This is a genomic window from Marinobacterium maritimum (assembly GCF_039523155.1).
In the GTDB taxonomy this organism is placed as follows: domain Bacteria; phylum Pseudomonadota; class Gammaproteobacteria; order Pseudomonadales; family Balneatricaceae; genus Marinobacterium; species Marinobacterium maritimum.
Genome location: NZ_BAAAET010000008.1, coordinates 22,618 through 39,367 on the forward strand (window position 1 = coordinate 22,618; position 16,750 = coordinate 39,367).

Sequence of the window (16,750 nt, forward strand, 5' to 3'; positions counted from 1 at the left end):
AGTATGAGCAAAGACATTCACGCGCAACGCATCCTGATTCTGGACTTCGGGTCCCAGTACACCCAGTTGATCGCACGTCGAGTACGTGAAATCGGGGTTTACTGTGAGATCCATGCCTTCGATATGGATGAAGCAGCGATTCGTGAATTTGCCCCCAAGGGTATCATTCTGGCCGGCGGTCCCGAGTCCGTCACCGAGCTGGATTCTCCCCGCGCGCCCGAGTGTGTCTTCAACATGGGCCTGCCGGTTCTGGGTATCTGCTACGGCATGCAGACCATGGCTGAGCAGCTGGGCGGCAAGGTAACCAGCTCTGACCAGCGTGAGTTCGGTTATGCCCGCGTTCGCCTGGCGGACAGCCCCAGCCGTCTGCTGGAGGGTATCGAAGATCACATCGCCAACAACGGCAGCCTGTCGCTGGATGTGTGGATGAGCCACGGTGACAAGGTGACCGAGCTGCCGGAAGGTTTCCACGTGATTGCGGCAACCGACTCTGCGCCGATCGCGGCCATGTGTGATCCGCAGCGCAACCTCTTCGGTGTTCAGTTCCACCCGGAAGTGACCCACACCAAGCAGGGCCTGCGTATCCTGGAGCGTTTCGTGCGCGAGATCTGTGGTACTGAAGCCCTGTGGACCGCAGCCAACATTATCCAGGACCTGATTGAAAAGGTTCAGCAGCAGGTCGGTGACCAGAAAGTACTGCTGGGCCTGTCCGGCGGTGTTGACTCTTCAGTGGTTGCGGCGCTGCTGCACAAGGCGATCGGCGACAAGCTGACCTGCGTGTTTGTGGATAACGGCCTGTTGCGCAAGGGTGAAGGCGACCAGGTGATGGACATGTTTGCCCGCAACATGGGCGTCAACGTGATCCGTGCCAACGCTGAAGATCAGTTCCTCGGTCGCCTGAAAGGCGAAGCCGATCCTGAAGCCAAGCGCAAGATCATCGGCAACACCTTCATCGAAGTATTTGATGACGAAGCTGAAAAGCTGAAGGACTGCCGCTTCCTGGCGCAGGGTACCATCTACCCGGACGTGATCGAGTCTGCCGCTTCCAAGACCGGCAAGGCGCATGTGATCAAGTCGCACCACAACGTGGGTGGCCTGCCGGAAGACATGAAGTTCGAACTGGTCGAGCCGCTGCGCGAGCTGTTCAAGGACGAAGTGCGCAAGATTGGTCTGGAGCTGGGCCTGCCGTACGACATGGTCTACCGTCATCCGTTCCCGGGGCCGGGGCTGGGTGTGCGTATCCTCGGTGAAGTGAAGAAGGAATACGCGGACATCCTGCGTGAAGCCGATGCCATCTTCATTGAAGAGCTGCACAACGCGGACTGGTACCACAAGACCAGCCAGGCTTTCGCGGTATTCCTGCCGGTGAAATCTGTCGGTGTCGTGGGTGACGGCCGTCGCTACGAATACGTGATTGCGCTGCGTGCCGTGGAAACCATCGACTTTATGACCGCTCGCTGGGCACACCTGCCGTACGAGCTGCTGGAGAAGGTATCCGGTCGTATCATCAATGAAATCGCTCAGGTTTCGCGCGTGACCTACGACGTATCCAGCAAGCCGCCGGCCACCATCGAGTGGGAATGATCGGCCAGTCTGGATGATCAGATTGAAAAGCCCGCTTGCGCGGGCTTTTTCGTGTGTGGTGACCGGGTGGTAGAAAATGGAGCAGGATCAGGTATACATGCAGCAGGCGCTACAGCTGGCGCAACGCGCTGCAGAGTTGGGTGAAGTGCCGGTCGGTGCGCTGGTCGTACTGGATGGTGAGGTGATCGGCGAGGGCTGGAACCGTCCCATCAGTGGTCATGACCCCACAGCCCATGCCGAGATCATGGCACTGCGTGAGGCGGCCGCTCGTGTGGGCAACTATCGTCTGGTGGGTGCCACTCTCTATGTCACTATCGAGCCCTGTACCATGTGTGCCGGAGCCATCGTGCATGCCCGTATCGAGCGAGTGGTATTCGGCACCACCGAGCCCAAGGCGGGGGCGCTGGTCAGCAATCAGCAGTTGTTTGATCAGCCCTGGCTCAACCATCACCCGGAGTATGAAGGCGGTCAGATGGCAGATGAATGCGCGGCTGTGATCAGTGACTTCTTCAAGCGTCGCCGTGAGGAGCAGAAGCGGCTGAAGCAACTGCGACGCGAGAAACCTTCGGAGTAAAAGGGGTCAGAGTGAGCTGGGCAGGTTGCTCAGTGGCAGCTCCGGCATGGAGCTGCTCGGCTCTTCTGTTTCCGCTGCGTCGCTGTCGGATTCGGGGGCCGGTACCAGGTCGCGGGCGCTGGCGGTATCCACTTCCCAGCGCAACAGCTCCATATACTTGCGGATATTGCTGACATACTGCACCGGCTCATGGCCGCGGGCGTAGCCGTAGCGGGTCTGTGGATAATATTTTGGGTTGCTCAGCCGGGGCAGGAACTCCCTGACATGTTGCCACTTGTCCGGGTTCTTGCCTGCTTTCTGGGTCAGAATGCGGGCGTCTTCCAGGTGGCCAAAACCCACATTGTAGCCTGCCAGTGCAAACCAGGTATGGTCGGGGTCGGGTATGCGGTCAGGGATCTTTTTCTTCACGTTCACCAGGTAGCGGGCGCCACCCAGGATACTTTGTTTGGGATCGGTGCGGTCGCTGACGCCGACTTCATCGGCCGCCGCCTGGGTCAGCATCATGATGCCTCGCACACCGGTCGGCGAGACGGCATCCTCTTTCCAGTGTGATTCCTGGTAGGCAATTGCCGCCAGCAACAGCCAATTGATGCCGCTTTCTTCCTCGGCCTGCTTGAACCAGGGGTACAGGGGCAGGAAACGCTCCTGCAAGTCGCGTCTGAACGTGACGGTATCGAAGAAGTTGAGCGGGTTGGTGCGCGAGAAGTAACGCTCTTCCAATGTCTTGATCAGCGCTTGGGTACTGTCCAGCTGAAACCAGCGGTTCAGTTCTGCCTTGAGAGTGCCGTCGTAGTGTCGATTCAGCATCCAGGCGATCGGCTGGGGTTCCTGCAGTTCGAATGCGGACTTGAGCCCGGGGTAGAAGGACTTCTGGGCATCGAAAACAGCTGAGTCGAGCAGGGTGTAGTCCAAAGTGCCATCGTGCACCATGTCGAGCAAGTCGGTTACCGAGTCGTCATCATTGCTGGACCATGTCAGTTCAGGGTGTTGCGGTTGTAGTTGTTTTAGCAGCTCTGCATAGCTTGAGCCTGCCAATACCCGGATGTTGCGGCCATACAGGTCTTCAAGGGTTTTGGGGGCCGGGTTGCCGCGGCGGACACGGTAGATCACGACAGGAGCACTGCTGCGGTAGGCGGGAGAAAAGTCAAACTGCTTGCGGCGCTCCGGGGTGGCGGTCAGGCTGGCGGCGGCGATGTGAGCATTGCGTACCTGGAGCACCTGAAACAGGCCGGCAAAACTACCCGGCAGGGCCAGCTCAAGCTTGACGCCCAGATGGTCCGCGAAAGCCTGGGCCAATTCGTACTCAAAGCCGGCGGGTTCTCCCTTGCGAATGAAGTATGTCATCGGGGTGTTGGTGGTGGCAAAACGGATGACGCCGTTCTGCTTGATCGCCTCAAGCTGTGTTGGGGTGCTGAGACTGAGCATGGCGAGGCCGAAGGTGATGACGACCAGAGAACAAAAATAGATCAGTTCGCGTAAATGAGGAGATTGGCGCAGTTTAAACATAGGCTCTGCTATTCTGTATCTCGATGGCCTGATCGGGTAAAATCGTCATTTAATTTTTTGCTCTCCAACGCCTGATTCGCAGGTAGAACCAAGAGGCTCGATATCAACATGCTCGTACTGCGTGGAGCTCCCGCTCTTTCGTCTTTTCGTCATGCAAAACTGCTGTCCCAGATTCAGTCACAGCTGCCTGCAGTGACCGGCCTGTACGCTGAATATACTCACTTTGCAGATCTGCAGCGCGATCTGGAAGCACAGGAGTCTGAGGTTCTTGATCGTATCCTGCGCTATGGCCCCAAAGCCAGTGCCGAGGAGCCGACCGGTGAGCTCTTCCTGGTCGTGCCGCGTCCGGGTACCATCTCGCCCTGGTCCAGCAAGGCAACCGATATTGCCCTTAACTGCGGTCTGAATGCAATCGACCGGCTTGAACGCGGTGTTGCCTACTACCTGCGCAGCGAGCAGGCGCTGACCGCCGAGCAGCGCGAACAGGTTGCCGAGCTGCTGCATGATCGCATGGTTGAAGCGATCATGACTGACCTGGATCAGGCTCAGGCACTGTTCCGCCATGAACAGCCGCGTCCGATGACCCAGGTTGATATTCTGGGTGGTGGTCGCGATGCTCTGGCCAAAGCCAACGTCGAGCTGGGTCTGGCCCTGGCGGAGGATGAGATCGATTATCTGGTCGAAAGTTTCAATGGTCTGGGGCGTAACCCCAACGACGTCGAGCTGATGATGTTTGCCCAGGCAAACTCCGAACACTGCCGTCACAAGATTTTCAACGCCAGCTGGGACATCGATGGTGTGCGTCAGGAGCACTCCCTGTTTGCGATGATCCGCAACACCTATAACCAGGGTGGCGAGAACGTTCTGTCCGCGTACAAGGACAATGCCTCCGTCATCGTCGGCAGCAAGGCCGGTCGTTTCTTCCCGGATGCGGCCACGGGCCAGTATGGTTATAACCAGGAAGCGATCCACATTCTGATGAAGGTGGAAACCCACAACCACCCGACCGCCATTGCTCCGTTCTCTGGTGCGGCGACCGGTTCCGGCGGTGAAATTCGTGACGAAGGTGCCACCGGTCGTGGTTCCAAGCCGAAGGCGGGTCTGACCGGTTTCACCGTATCCGATCTGAACATCCCCAGCTTTGAACAGCCTTGGGAATCCGGTTACGGTAAGCCGGAGCGCATCGCTTCCGCACTGGACATCATGATTGAAGGCCCCATCGGTGGTGCGGCGTTCAACAACGAATTCGGTCGTCCTAACCTGACCGGTTACTTCCGTACCTTCGAACAGCAGGTACCGGGTGCCAACGGTGATGAAGTGCGCGGTTATCACAAGCCGATCATGATCGCCGGTGGTCTGGGCAACATCCGTGAAGATCATGTCGAGAAGGGCGAAATCACTGTCGGTGCCAAACTGATCTGTTTGGGTGGTCCGGCGATGCTGATCGGCCTCGGCGGCGGTGCGGCGTCCTCCATGTCTTCTGGCAGCTCCTCTGCCGATCTGGATTTTGCCTCCGTTCAGCGTGGCAACCCGGAGATCGAGCGTCGCTGTCAGGAAGTGATCGACCGCTGCTGGCAGCTGGGTGACGACAACCCGATCGCCTTTATCCACGATGTGGGTGCCGGCGGTCTGTCCAACGCTTTCCCCGAGCTGGTGAAAGACGGTGGTCGTGGCGGCAACTTCGAGCTGCGTAACGTCAACAACGACGAGCCGGGCATGTCACCGCTGGAGATCTGGTGTAACGAAGCTCAGGAACGCTACGTGATGGCGGTGAAGCCGGAAGATCTGGCCCGTTTCGAAGCGATTTGTGAGCGTGAGCGCTGCCCGTTTGCGGTCGTCGGTGAAGCCACTGAAGAGCACCATCTGACACTGGGCGATACCCACTTCGACAACAAGCCGGTCGACCTGCCGATGAGCGTGCTGTTCGGCAAGCCGCCGAAGATGCACCGCACCGTTGAGCGCAAGGCCTACGAAGTGCCGGAGTTCGATACCGCGAAGATCGAGCTGGCCGATGCGGCCGAGCGTGTTCTCAAGCTGCCAGCGGTTGCGTCCAAGTCCTTCCTGATTACCATCGGTGACCGTTCCATCACTGGTCAGGTCGCCCGTGATCAGATGGTTGGCCCCTGGCAGGTACCGGTTGCCGACTGCGCCGTGACTACGGCGTCTTTCGACACCAATGCCGGTGAAGCGATGGCGATGGGTGAGCGTACCCCGCTGGCGCTGATCGATTCCCCGGCCTCCGGCCGCATGGCGATCGGTGAAACCATCACCAACCTGGCGGCGGCGCGTATCGGCCAGCTGTCCGACATCAAGCTGTCCGCCAACTGGATGTGCGCCGCTGGCCACGCCGGTGAAGACGAAAAACTGTACGACACCGTCAAGGCGGTGGGTATGGAGCTCTGCCCCGAGCTGGGTATCACCATTCCGGTGGGCAAGGACTCGATGTCCATGCGTACCGTCTGGGATGACAACGGCGAGCAGAAGAGTGTAACGGCGCCGATGTCGCTGATCATCTCCGGCTTTGCGCCGGTACTGGATGCGCGCAAGACACTGACGCCGCAGCTGCGTACCGACAAGGGCGAAACTGACCTGATCCTGCTGGATCTGGGTAATGGCCAGAATCGCATGGGCCTGTCTGCGCTGGCGCAGGTATACAACGAAGTGGGTCAGAACGTACCGGACGTGGATAACGCCGAACTGCTGGCCAACTTCTTCGCCGCCGTTCAGGAGCTGAACGAGCAGGGTCTGATCCTGGCCTACCACGACCGTGCCGATGGCGGCCTGCTGGCGACCATTGCCGAGATGGGCTTTGCCGGTCGCACCGGTGTTGACCTGAACCTGGATCTGCTGGCCGAAGACAGCTCCGAGCTGGCGGCGGCGCTGTTCAACGAAGAGCTGGGCGCGGTGATCCAGATCCGTCGTGAAGATATGGAAACTGTCCTTAACGAACTGAACGCGGCAGGCCTGGCTGACGTAGCCAAGGTGGTCGGTACCCTGAACCCGGATCTGCAGTTGAACTGCTTCTTCGACGACGAAGAAGTCTACAGCGCCGACCTGATCCAGCTGCAGCGCTGGTGGGCCGAGACCTCCTACCGTATCCAGGCACTGCGTGACAACTCCGAGTGTGCGCAGCAGGAGTTCGACCGTCTGCTGGATCGCGAAGATCCGGGTCTGAACGCCAGCCTGAGCTTCGACCAGAACGATGACGTGGCAGCTGAGCTGATCACTTCCGGCGTGCGCCCGAAAGTGGCCATCCTGCGTGAGCAGGGCGTTAACGGCCAGGTTGAGATGGCGGCTGCGTTCGATCGTGCCGGTTTCGAAGCGATTGACGTGCATATGAGCGACATTCTCTCCGGTCGCATCACCCTGGATCAGTTCCGTGGCCTGGTTGCCTGTGGCGGTTTCTCCTACGGTGACGTCCTGGGCGCCGGTGAAGGCTGGGCCAAGTCGATCCTGTTCAATACGGTGGCGCGCGAGCAGTTCTCCGCCTTCTTCGAGCGTGAAGATACCTTCGCACTGGGCGTGTGTAACGGCTGTCAGATGCTGTCCAACCTGCACGAGCTGATTCCGGGCGCGGACCTCTGGCCGCACTTCGTGCGCAATCAGTCCGAGCAGTTCGAAGCGCGTGTGGCGATGGTGGAGATCGAAGACAGTCCGTCCATCTTCCTGCAGGGCATGGCCGGTTCCCGCATGCCAATCGCGGTCGCCCATGGTGAAGGTCGTGCCGAGTTCGAAGACGATGCGCAACTGCGCATGCTGAACGAATCCGGTACGGTTTCCCTGCGCTATGTGGATAACCGTGGCGATGCGACCACTGTCTATCCGGCCAACCCGAACGGTTCGCCGCTGGGTATTACCGGTCTGACCACCCCGGATGGCCGTGTCACCATCATGATGCCGCACCCGGAGCGTGTCTTCCGTGCCGTACAGAACTCCTGGGCGCCGGATGAGTGGTCCGAGGATGGTGCCTGGATGCGTATGTTCCGCAACGCACGTGTTTGGGTCGGCTGATCAGGCTTTCCCGGCAATATGAAAAACGGCAGCCTCGGCTGCCGTTTTTTGTATCTGAAGGGCGCAAAGTCAGGGTCTGACGTAACTGAAACCCTGTTGCTGCAGGCGGACGATTTCCGGCAGCCCGGCCTGGACCACGTCTTCAGCCTCTACTTCATAGAGTGCTTCGCGGCCGATATGGTAGCCATCCAGCGTATTGCCACAGATGATGAAGCGGGCCCCACTGAGTCGCAGGGTGTCCAGGGTGATCTGCTTGTCGGCATCCTCCTTGGCGGCGATGAAATACTCGATCGCCTTGCCGTGGATGACGGCCCTGAGATCGATATTGTCTTCGCCAACGGCCTGGATGTGATTGCTGATATTGGTGAAGGTCGCCGACAGGCGTGAAGGTTCACCGTAGTTGATATGGTAGACAACCTTCTGCGCCGGGTAGTCGCCGGCGTGCGCGGGAAGTGCGGTGAGGAGTAGCGCCCATGCCAGGAAAAAGGGTTTGAGCATGACAGACCCTCCGTAGCTTTATAAAAGTGGCTATATAAAAGCAGCCATAAAAAAAGCCGGCGCTAGGCCGGCTTCCTTGAGCATAAAGCGGTTGAGCAGATTACTGCTGAACGCGCTTCTGGCCCATGATTTCCACGTCTACACGACGGTCTGGACGCAGACATGCGATCAGCTCGGCGCCACGACCGGTGCAGTTTGCAACCGGAGCGGATTCGCCCATGAAGCCGATAGACATCTTGCTGGCGTCAACACCAGCCTGTTCCAGCTTGGCAGCAACTGCGCGAGCACGACGCTCAGACAGCTTCTCGTTGTAAGCTGCGGAACCGATGAAGTCAGCGTAACCAACCAGCTTGACGCTCTGCAGGCTAGCCAGGGAACCGATGTAGTTAACAACGTTGCTTACGTCGCCAACCTTGGTGCTGTCGAAGTCGAAGTACAGCGCAAACTTCTTCTCAACGTCAGCCATGGTAGCAGCCGGAGCCGGAGCCGGAGCCGGAGCCGGTTCTTCAGCTTTGGCCATCACGTTGTCGCAACCTTCAACAGCCTGCTCCTGAGTCCAGAAGCCGGTGTGCCAGCACTCACCAAAGCTGGTGCGCCAGATGGTGTCGCTGGAGTTTACGGCGTAACCCGGTACAGCAGCCTGAGCGGCAGAAGCACCCAGAGCCATCGCCAATCCAGCAGCAATTGCAATTTTTTTCATCATCATATCCTTGTGCCAGGTGGATGTTTGAATTTGCAAACAGTTTAGTACATTACAACTATTTTCGCCTTAAGCAGCCGAACACCTGTGCTTCCTACCAGGGTATCTGTAACAGGGCTGCATCAGCTAGAGCCTATACTAACTTAAGGTAGCACTTTTTTATATGGTTTTACCGTGACTTTATCATATACGCCGGCGGCGCAATAAGGGTCGGTATCAGCCCACTGTTGAGCCGCTTCAAGGGAGTCAAATTCGGCAATGACCAGGCTGCCGGTAAAGCCTGCAGGACCGGGATCTTCGCTGTCGATGGCCGGGTGCGGTCCGGCCACCAGCAGGCGTCCCTGCTGTTTAAGCTGTTCAAGTCGTGCCAAATGGTCAGGCCGGGCGGCCATGCGTTTATCGAGTACGTTGGCCTTATCTTCGGCGATGATGGCGTAATACATTATTGTTCTCCGTTATGTTGATCCTGCTGCGGCATATGGCGGGAGATATATACCCCCTGAGCGATGATAAAGATCAGGGTGCAGCCGAGCATGCCAAAAAGTTTGAAATTGACCCAGGCCTCTTCGCTCATCGTATAGACGACAGCCAGGTTCAGTATTCCCATCAATACGAAGAATGTGGCCCAGCCCATATTCAGCTGTCGCCAGATTCGGTCAGGGAGCTCAATGCTGCTCTCCATCATTCGCTGCACGATGGTTTTCTGGCCAATAAAGTGGCTGCCGAGAAATGCCAGTGCGAATAGCCAGTTGACCACTGTCGGTTTCCACTGGATGAAGGCTTTGTTATCCAATAAAACGGTAGCCCCCCCGAGAACCACGACCAGGCCCAGAGTGACCAGCTGCATTTTTTCGATGCGATGGGTTTTGAACCAGGTGTAAGCCATCTGTAACAGGGTTGCCGGAATCAGGACGGCAGTAGCCAGGATGATATCGCCACTGAATTTATAGACGGCAAAGAATATAATGACGGGAAGAAAGTCGAGTAATAGTTTCATCGTCCTGCTAATCTGACCAGTAAGTTAATACGGAGGTGTGCCCTTTATCGTGACCGACCTGAATTCTGCGGAACAGCCCAGGTTTGATCTGCACATGCATAGTACAGCATCTGATGGTGCCCTGTCCCCGGCCGAACTGGTGGCGCGCGCGGCCGAGGCTTCCATCCGTTATCTGGCCCTGACCGACCACGATACGCTGGCGGGCCTGAATGAGGCTCGGGTCGAGGCGGTACGTCAGGGTATTCAGTTTATTCCGGGGGTTGAGCTGACCTGTCGCTGGCATAAGCGTACTCTGCACCTGCTGGGACTGGGGATCGATCCGGAGTATGAAGGCTGGCGTGAATATGAAGCGCGCCTGCAGCGGCTGCGTGAACAGCGGGCGGAGACCATAGCTTTCAAGCTGCGTGGCAAGCGCGCACCGGATGATATTCTGGAGCGGGCACGCACCCATGCCGGCAGAGGTCAGATAGGGCGCCCGCATTTTGCTCGGGCCCTGCTGGAGGCAGGAGTGGTCAGCACCGAGAATGAAGCCTTTGATCGCTATCTTGGACAGGGCAAGGTGGGCGACGTCAAGGCGGAGTGGCCGGATGTGGCGGAGGCGATTGCCATTGTTCAGGCCAGCGGCGGCAAGGCTATCCTGGCACACCCAACCAAATACCGAATGACCTTTTCCCGGTTGAGGCTGTTGTTGTCGGCACTGGCAGAGGCTGGTGCGGATGGTTTTGAAATTGGTTACCCGGGCATCAGTCAGGACTATATACGGCTGCTGCTTAAACAGGCTGAAGTTCTGGATATGCAGGTTTCTTCCGGCAGTGACTTTCATAACCCCGAGCATCACTGGACCGGGCTGGGGCGTTTTCCCCGTGTGGAAACGTCCAGACACCTGATACATCAGTTTTATACGGATATGCCCCTTTGAGCCCGAGCGGGTTCGCATACAGACAGGAGGCTTTATGAGCCAGTTTTTTCAGATTCACCCGGAGAACCCGCAGCAGCGCCTGATTCAGCAGGCGGTTGAAATTCTGCGTCAGGGTGGTGTCATTATTTACCCGACCGATTGCGCCTATGCACTGGGCTGTCATTTGGGGGACAAAAAGGCAGTGGATCGCATCAAGCAGATTCGTCGCCTGGATGATAAGCACAACTTTACGCTGGTCTGTGATGATTTATCGTCTATTGGTACCTATGCCAAGGTGGATAATCAGCAGTTCCGGCTTTTGAAGGCGCATACGCCAGGTGCCTATACCTTTATTTTGCCAGCGACCACGGAAGTACCGCGCAGGCTGCTGCACCCCAAGCGCCGTACTATCGGAATACGCGTACCCGATAATGCGATAGTGGCAGCGCTTCTTTCACAGCTGGGTGAGCCAATAATGAGTACCTCACTGATAATGCCGGGTGAAGAGCTGCCATTAACTGATCCTTATGAAATGCGAGATTTGCTTCAGCACCAGGTTGATCTGGTCATTGATGGTGGTTATTGCGGCATGGAGGCAACCAGTGTCATCAATATGGTAGATGATGTTCCGGTGGTGGTTCGAGAAGGCGCCGGTGATGTCGAATATTTTAAATAAATATTCTACTTTATATTGAAAAAAAGTCTTTTATAGCGATAATTAAAGCTAATTAACGACTGATAATGGCGCTTTAAAATGACTGACTTCATTAAGACACTGACTCGCAAGAACTCTTTGCGTAAACAGTGCCAGGATATGAGCCTGGCTGACATCGATAAGGTAATTGCGGACCTGAACGATATTCGTGCTGAAATCGAGGAAGCTGCTCAGCGTCATGCTGAAATGGAGCAGGCCAAGCAGCAGCAGGTTGAAGAAATTCAGCGCCTGATGAAAGAGGCTGGAATTGGCCTGGACGAACTCAAGCAGGGTGTTGAGCCTGTTGCACGCAAATCGGTCAAGGCTAAATATGTTATTACGGATAGCGAAGGGCAGGAGCACAGCTGGTCTGGCCGTGGCCGTACCCCGATCGCATTCCGCGAGTACATGGATCAGAATAACCTGACCAAGGAACAGTTGCCGACCGTTGAATGATCAGGCATCATTCGCGGCAGTACGAAGCCTCTTCGGGAATACCTGAAGGGGCTTTTTTGATTATTTCAAACATTAATGGCTGCTCTCGCGAAGAGTGGCTCAGGAGACGTCAAAATGCATGATGAAAAATTGCAGAAGGTTTTGGCGCGTTCCGGTTTTGGCTCACGTCGTGAGATGGAGCGTTGGATAGAAAGTGGTCGTATTACCCTGAACGACCAGCCAGCGACCCTTGGCGATCGAGTCTCGGCTGAGGATCGTGTCAGTGTGGATGGCAAGGAAGTCGAATTGACCTTCTCGGCAACGGCCGAGCGCCGGGTATTGGTGTACAACAAGCCTCTGGGCGAGGTCTGTACCCGTCATGACCCTGAAGGGCGCCCGACGGTGTTCGATAACCTGCCGCCTCTTAAGCAGGGGCGCTGGGTGGCGATTGGTCGTCTGGATATTAACACCAGCGGGCTGTTGATCTTCACCACCGATGGCGAGCTGGCCAACCGCATGATGCATCCGTCCATGCAGATCGACCGTGAGTATGCCGTGCGTGTACTGGGGGATGTGGATGAGGCGATGCTGGAGCGGCTGAAGCAGGGTGTACTGCTCGAAGATGGCATGGCCCGCTTCAGTGATGTGCGCTATTTCGACGGTGAAGGTGCCAACAAATGGTACCACTGCGTGGTGATGGAAGGGCGTAATCGCGAAGTGCGACGTCTGTGGGAATCACAGGGAGCGCAGGTGAACCGCCTCAAGAGGGTTCGTTTCGGTCCTGTTTTCCTGCCCAGTGACATCAAGGTCGGTACCTGGAGAGAGCTGGCGCCCAAGGAAGTGGACCATCTGTCGAAAGAGCTGGAGCTGGAGACGGCGCGTACTCACCGCCCGACACCGCTGGAGTCGGAGAAGGAGAAGCGTCTGTACAAGCGTCAGCGGGTACGTCAGGAGGTGATCAAGGGGCAGAGCGAAGAAGAGCAGCCGCGCACTGCCGGGAAAAGACGGAGCAAGGCGCGTTCTGTTGGCAAGCGTAATGTCAGCAAGCGCGGTCGTCGCGTTTGAGCTTGAGCGATAGCGCACTGACGTAAAAAAGGGGGGCCTTGGGCCCCCTTCGTGTTTCTGGTATTCCCTATGCTCAGGCAGCTCCGTCACCCTGGGCATCCAGTGATTGCCCGTTAACCTGGCGGCTGTCGGCCCCCATCAAATACAGGTACAGCGGCATGATCTCGTCAGGCGTCGGGTTGTTTTCCGGCGGCTCGGCCGGGTAGGCGTAGGCGCGCATCTGGGTGCGTGTCGCGCCCGGGTTGATGGCGTTGATTCTGATGTTCGGGCTGTTTTCCAGTTCATCCGCGAGTACTTGCATCATCCCTTCGGTGGCAAACTTGGATACCGCATAGGCGCCCCAGTAGGCACGTCCCTTGCGGCCCACGCCGGATGAGGTAAATACGATCGAAGCATCGCCGGAGCGCTGCAGCAGCGGCAGCAGTGCCTGCGTCATCAGGAAGGGGGCGTGCACGTTTACGCGCATCACCTGCTCCCAAGTGATCGGATCGTAGTTCTCGATCGAAGTGCGCATGCCCAGCAGGCCGGCGTTGTGCAGGATGCCGTCAAGGTGGCCAAACTCGTCGTACAGCTGGTTGCTGAGCTCGATATAGTCGTGCTCGGTGGCGGAGTCCAGATTCATCGGTACGATGGCGGGCTGGGGATGGCCGGCGTTTTCGATCTCGTCGTAAAGAGATTCCAGCTTTTCCAGGGTCCGTCCCAGCAGTACCACGGTGGCGCCATGTGCCGCGTAGTGTTTGGCGGCGGCGCGGCCGATGCCCTCGCCGGCACCTGTCACCAGAATGATGCGGTCTTTCAGCAGGTCGGCCGGGGCGTTGTAGTGAAACATCCTAAGCTCCTTGGTAAGAAAACTGGCGGAAAGCAGAGTTTAGCTTGCCTGTAATAGTGAGTGTAGCAGGGGCTGAAGGTCGGTAGAGCGTTGGCTGATATGGTCGCTGTGCCACTCTTCCGGCGTCTCGCCCGGGTTCAGGTAACCCCAGCCGGCCGCAATGGTGCGCATGCGGGCGGCACGACCGGCTTCTATGTCGCGTACATGGTCGCCGACATAGAGGCTGTGCTCAGGGGTGACGCCTAGCTGACGGCAGGCCAGCAGCAGTCCTTCGGGGTCGGGTTTGGCATGGTTGACATCTTCCGGGCAGATCACGCTGCCACAGCGTTGGTCCAGCTCCAGCGCCTTCAGTAGCGGCAAGGTGAACCGCTGTGGCTTGTTGGTCACGATGCCCCACTGGATGTCCTGCTGTTCCAACCACTCCAGCAGCTCGGTCATGCCGGGAAAGAGGCTGCTGCTGACCAGCAGCTGTTCGGCATAATAGTCGAGCAGTTGCTGGTGCAGGCGGGGAAAGTCGGCGTCCTCGGTGTCCAGCTCAAAGGCATGGCAGACCATGGCGCGCGCACCATTGGAGACCTGGGTGCGCAGGGATTCATAGTCGATCGCTGCCTGCCCGGCCTCCGCCAGCATGCGGTTGATGACGCGGTGAAAGTCCCGGGCGGTATCGAGCAGAGTGCCATCCAGGTCGAAGAGAACGGCGGCGGGGGGGCTCATCAGCAGGCCTCTTTATGGCATGCCAGCATGTAATTTACATCCACATCCGAGGCGTCGAGGCGGTAGACCTTGGTCAGCGGGTTGTAGACCAGCCCGGTGATTTCGTCGATCTCCATGCTGGCATTGCGTACCATATGTCCAAGCTCGGCGGGGCGGATGAACTTGTTGAAATCGTGGGTGCCCGCCGGAACCAGCTTGAGCACTCGCTCAGCGCCGAGAATGGCAAACAGATAGCTCTTCGGGTTGCGGTTCAGTGTGGACAGAAATACCTTGCCGCCGGGCTTGATCAGTCGGGCGCAGGCTCTTACCACCGAGGCTGGGTCGGGAACGTGTTCCAGCATCTCCATGCAGGTGACGATGTCATACTGCTCCGGCTGCTCTTCGGCCAGGTCCTCGACAGTGATGCGTCGGTAGTTGACCTTGGCGCCGCTTTCCAGGCCGTGCAGCTTGGCGACCTTGAGCGGGGCCTCGCCCATATCGATGCCGCTGACATCGGCGCCACGGTGCGCCATTGCTTCCGAAAGAATACCACCGCCGCAGCCAACATCCAGTACCTTCTTACCTGCAAGCTGGCCGATGCGATCAATGAAATCCACCCGCAATGGGTTGATGTCATGCAGAGGCTTGAACTCGCTGTCGCGATCCCACCAGCGGCTGGCGAGCTCCTCAAATTTGGCGATTTCAGCCGGGTCCAGGTTCAACCCGCGATCCTCATTCATGCTCAGTACCCTTGCTCAAGATTCCAGTAGGGCGCATTCTAGCATCATGGTGTTAGGCGCGGAAATCGGGACGTAAGGCGTGGTGAAGGGGTAATAATGATTGAGCTATGGAAACGTACTGCAAAGGTGGCGCCAACGGAACAGCATAGAAGCGGAAAGTCCTGGATAGGACTGTCTGATGCCGCGATGGTCGAACTGCTCAACAGGTCAAGCAGTGTGCGATTCGAAGCCGGTATGGACCTGTTTCAGCGGTGGCCGGAGCTGGCGCGGCAGACACTGCTGGTCAGGGAGGGTGAGCTAAGCCTGCAAGGTGTAACCTGCCGTTCAGTTGAGTTATCGGCAGGCACGTTGATGTACCCCCTGTCTGAACTATCTCCCGTGGCGAGTAATGCCAAACTGTTGGCGCAAGGTTCTGGCCTGCTGTTCAGCCTGACCAGGTCTCAATTCGATCAGCTGCATGAGCAGACGCAGCTTGTGTTACTGCAGCGTGGTCGTGCTTTCAGTTCCCGGCTCGCGACCGGCCTGATTGAGGAGCGAGATGCCTTGCGGCAGAGCTGTGGCCAGCTCGCTGCGAATGCCTTTAAAGAGCTGCGTGCCCAGTCAGCAGGGTTGGAGCGCTCGGAGGGGGTGTTGGCCGTCATCGATCGTATCCCGCGACTCCCGGTATCCTGTATCGAGTTGCTTGAGCGGCTGTTGGATGAAAACAGTACCCATGCGCAGGTTGTCGATATGGTGAGGCAGGATCCGGCTATGACCGCGACTTTGCTGAAGGCTGTTAACTCGCCGGCCTACAGCTTTGGCAACCCGGTCGCCGACCTCAGTCATGCCGTGACCATGCTGGGGTTTGAAGGCGTCTATCAAATCATCATGGCGGAAACGCTGCGCAGGTCGTTGCCGGATAGCGAAGGCTTTAAGGTCAGTTATCAACGGGCGTTGATGTTGTCGTATATCGCTTTTGCACTGGCGCAGGTGACTGGCCGCGGGCGTCCGGCGGAGCTGGCAACCATTGCCTTGTTGCATGATATAGGTCGCGTCGTACTAGTGGTCATGCAGCGCCAGCAGCCTGCCTGTCGTGAGCTGGTTCGGCGTGTCCCTTCTGGAGTAGCAGGCAGCCTCTTGCTGCGAAACTGGTTGTTGCCGGAAGTCATCTGGCAGGTGATTTCGCTGCAGCATTATCCCCAATGGATGCCTCCCGAGCAGTTGCCATCAGCCTGGTGCGATACCGTTGCGTTGCTGCACTTGGCAGGCTGGGTGATGGATGATCGGCTGAAGCAGGTTGTGGCAGCACCTTTTGTTGATGCTTATCAGCATCAATTGGGTCTGGAAGCCGTGTCGGCTGAGCAGCTTTGGCAGCAAAAGATAGTTCCCCAGCTACGTCAACGGCGCAACGCCCTGCCGGCCGCGCTGCGCAGGATGCTCGGCTGAGGCCGGGATTTGTGTATACAGGCCGTCGTGGTTAGCGTGAATTGATCCGCGCTGTGGTATACTTCCGCAGTTTATAAGCGCGCCATCAGGGCGTGCTCGGG

General features: G+C 57.7%; 16 protein-coding genes. 8 read left to right on the top strand and 8 right to left on the bottom strand.

Features of this window, described 5'->3' with window-relative positions:
• The first annotated feature begins 3 nt into the window (after positions 1-3).
• Positions 4-1,584 carry a glutamine-hydrolyzing GMP synthase gene (gene guaA / locus ABD013_RS17780; RefSeq protein WP_343809012.1) on the top strand — a complete coding sequence of 527 codons (1,581 nt, stop codon included), beginning with the start codon at positions 4-6 and terminating at the stop codon, positions 1,582-1,584.
• Positions 1,585-1,660: 76 nt separating this feature from the next.
• A complete protein-coding gene (tadA, locus tag ABD013_RS17785; RefSeq protein ID WP_343809014.1) occupies positions 1,661-2,158 on the top strand; it encodes a tRNA adenosine(34) deaminase TadA in 498 nt (165 codons plus the stop codon).
• 6 nt (positions 2,159-2,164) lie between these two features.
• Here the strand turns inward: tadA and mltF are convergent, their stop codons facing one another.
• Positions 2,165-3,664, bottom strand: a complete 1,500-nt coding sequence (gene mltF / locus ABD013_RS17790; RefSeq protein WP_343809015.1) for a membrane-bound lytic murein transglycosylase MltF — start codon at positions 3,662-3,664, stop codon at positions 2,165-2,167.
• 108 nt (positions 3,665-3,772) lie between these two features.
• On the opposite strand from mltF, the gene purL reads away from it, so the two are divergent.
• Positions 3,773-7,675 carry a phosphoribosylformylglycinamidine synthase gene (purL, locus tag ABD013_RS17795; RefSeq protein ID WP_343809016.1) on the top strand — a complete coding sequence of 1,301 codons (3,903 nt, stop codon included), beginning with the start codon at positions 3,773-3,775 and terminating at the stop codon, positions 7,673-7,675.
• A 69-nt stretch (positions 7,676-7,744) separates the two neighbouring features.
• Here the strand turns inward: purL and ABD013_RS17800 are convergent, their stop codons facing one another.
• The 4 genes from ABD013_RS17800 to ABD013_RS17815 form a co-directional block, all read right to left on the bottom strand.
• On the bottom strand, positions 7,745-8,173 hold the full coding sequence (locus ABD013_RS17800) for a DsrE family protein (protein ID WP_343809017.1): 429 nt from the start codon (positions 8,171-8,173) through the stop codon (positions 7,745-7,747).
• 100 nt (positions 8,174-8,273) lie between these two features.
• On the bottom strand, positions 8,274-8,873 hold the full coding sequence (locus tag ABD013_RS17805; protein WP_343809018.1) for an OmpA family protein: 600 nt from the start codon (positions 8,871-8,873) through the stop codon (positions 8,274-8,276).
• A gap of 143 nt (positions 8,874-9,016) precedes the next feature.
• Positions 9,017-9,316 (bottom strand): YciI family protein, encoded by a 300-nt coding sequence (locus ABD013_RS17810; RefSeq protein WP_343809019.1) that lies wholly within the window; start codon positions 9,314-9,316, stop codon positions 9,017-9,019.
• Positions 9,316-9,870: a septation protein A gene (locus tag ABD013_RS17815; protein WP_343809020.1), complete on the bottom strand. Its 555-nt coding sequence runs from the start codon at positions 9,868-9,870 to the stop codon at positions 9,316-9,318. The genes ABD013_RS17810 and ABD013_RS17815 overlap by 1 nt, the downstream gene beginning before the upstream one ends.
• 94 nt (positions 9,871-9,964) lie before the next feature.
• On the opposite strand from ABD013_RS17815, the gene ABD013_RS17820 reads away from it, so the two are divergent.
• The 4 genes from ABD013_RS17820 (at position 9,965) to rluB (ending at position 12,962) form a co-directional block, all read left to right on the top strand.
• The gene (locus ABD013_RS17820) at positions 9,965-10,789 is read left to right on the top strand and encodes a PHP domain-containing protein (RefSeq protein WP_343809021.1); all 825 of its coding nucleotides are present in this window, start codon (positions 9,965-9,967) and stop codon (positions 10,787-10,789) included.
• A 34-nt stretch (positions 10,790-10,823) separates the two neighbouring features.
• On the top strand, positions 10,824-11,444 hold the full coding sequence (locus tag ABD013_RS17825) for an L-threonylcarbamoyladenylate synthase (RefSeq protein WP_343809022.1): 621 nt from the start codon (positions 10,824-10,826) through the stop codon (positions 11,442-11,444).
• A gap of 78 nt (positions 11,445-11,522) precedes the next feature.
• Complete coding sequence (locus ABD013_RS17830; RefSeq protein WP_343809024.1) at positions 11,523-11,918, top strand: H-NS histone family protein; 396 nt, start codon at positions 11,523-11,525, stop codon at positions 11,916-11,918.
• Between the two features lie 114 nt (positions 11,919-12,032).
• Positions 12,033-12,962, top strand: coding sequence for a 23S rRNA pseudouridine(2605) synthase RluB (gene rluB, locus ABD013_RS17835; RefSeq protein ID WP_343809025.1), 930 nt, complete (start codon positions 12,033-12,035; stop codon positions 12,960-12,962).
• Positions 12,963-13,035: 73 nt separating this feature from the next.
• Here the strand turns inward: rluB and ABD013_RS17840 are convergent, their stop codons facing one another.
• The 3 genes from ABD013_RS17840 to ubiG are packed head-to-tail and all read right to left on the bottom strand — an operon-like array spanning position 13,036 to position 15,224.
• Positions 13,036-13,791 carry a YciK family oxidoreductase gene (locus ABD013_RS17840; protein WP_343809026.1) on the bottom strand — a complete coding sequence of 252 codons (756 nt, stop codon included), beginning with the start codon at positions 13,789-13,791 and terminating at the stop codon, positions 13,036-13,038.
• Between the two features lie 39 nt (positions 13,792-13,830).
• A complete protein-coding gene (locus ABD013_RS17845; RefSeq protein ID WP_343809027.1) occupies positions 13,831-14,505 on the bottom strand; it encodes an HAD family hydrolase in 675 nt (224 codons plus the stop codon).
• Positions 14,505-15,224, bottom strand: a complete 720-nt coding sequence (ubiG, locus tag ABD013_RS17850) for a bifunctional 2-polyprenyl-6-hydroxyphenol methylase/3-demethylubiquinol 3-O-methyltransferase UbiG (RefSeq protein ID WP_343809028.1) — start codon at positions 15,222-15,224, stop codon at positions 14,505-14,507. The genes ABD013_RS17845 and ubiG overlap by 1 nt, the downstream gene beginning before the upstream one ends.
• A 96-nt stretch (positions 15,225-15,320) precedes the next feature.
• Between ubiG and ABD013_RS17855 the strand changes: the two genes are divergently transcribed.
• On the top strand, positions 15,321-16,649 hold the full coding sequence (locus ABD013_RS17855; protein ID WP_343809029.1) for an HDOD domain-containing protein: 1,329 nt from the start codon (positions 15,321-15,323) through the stop codon (positions 16,647-16,649).
• The last annotated feature ends 101 nt before the right edge of the window (positions 16,650-16,750 follow it).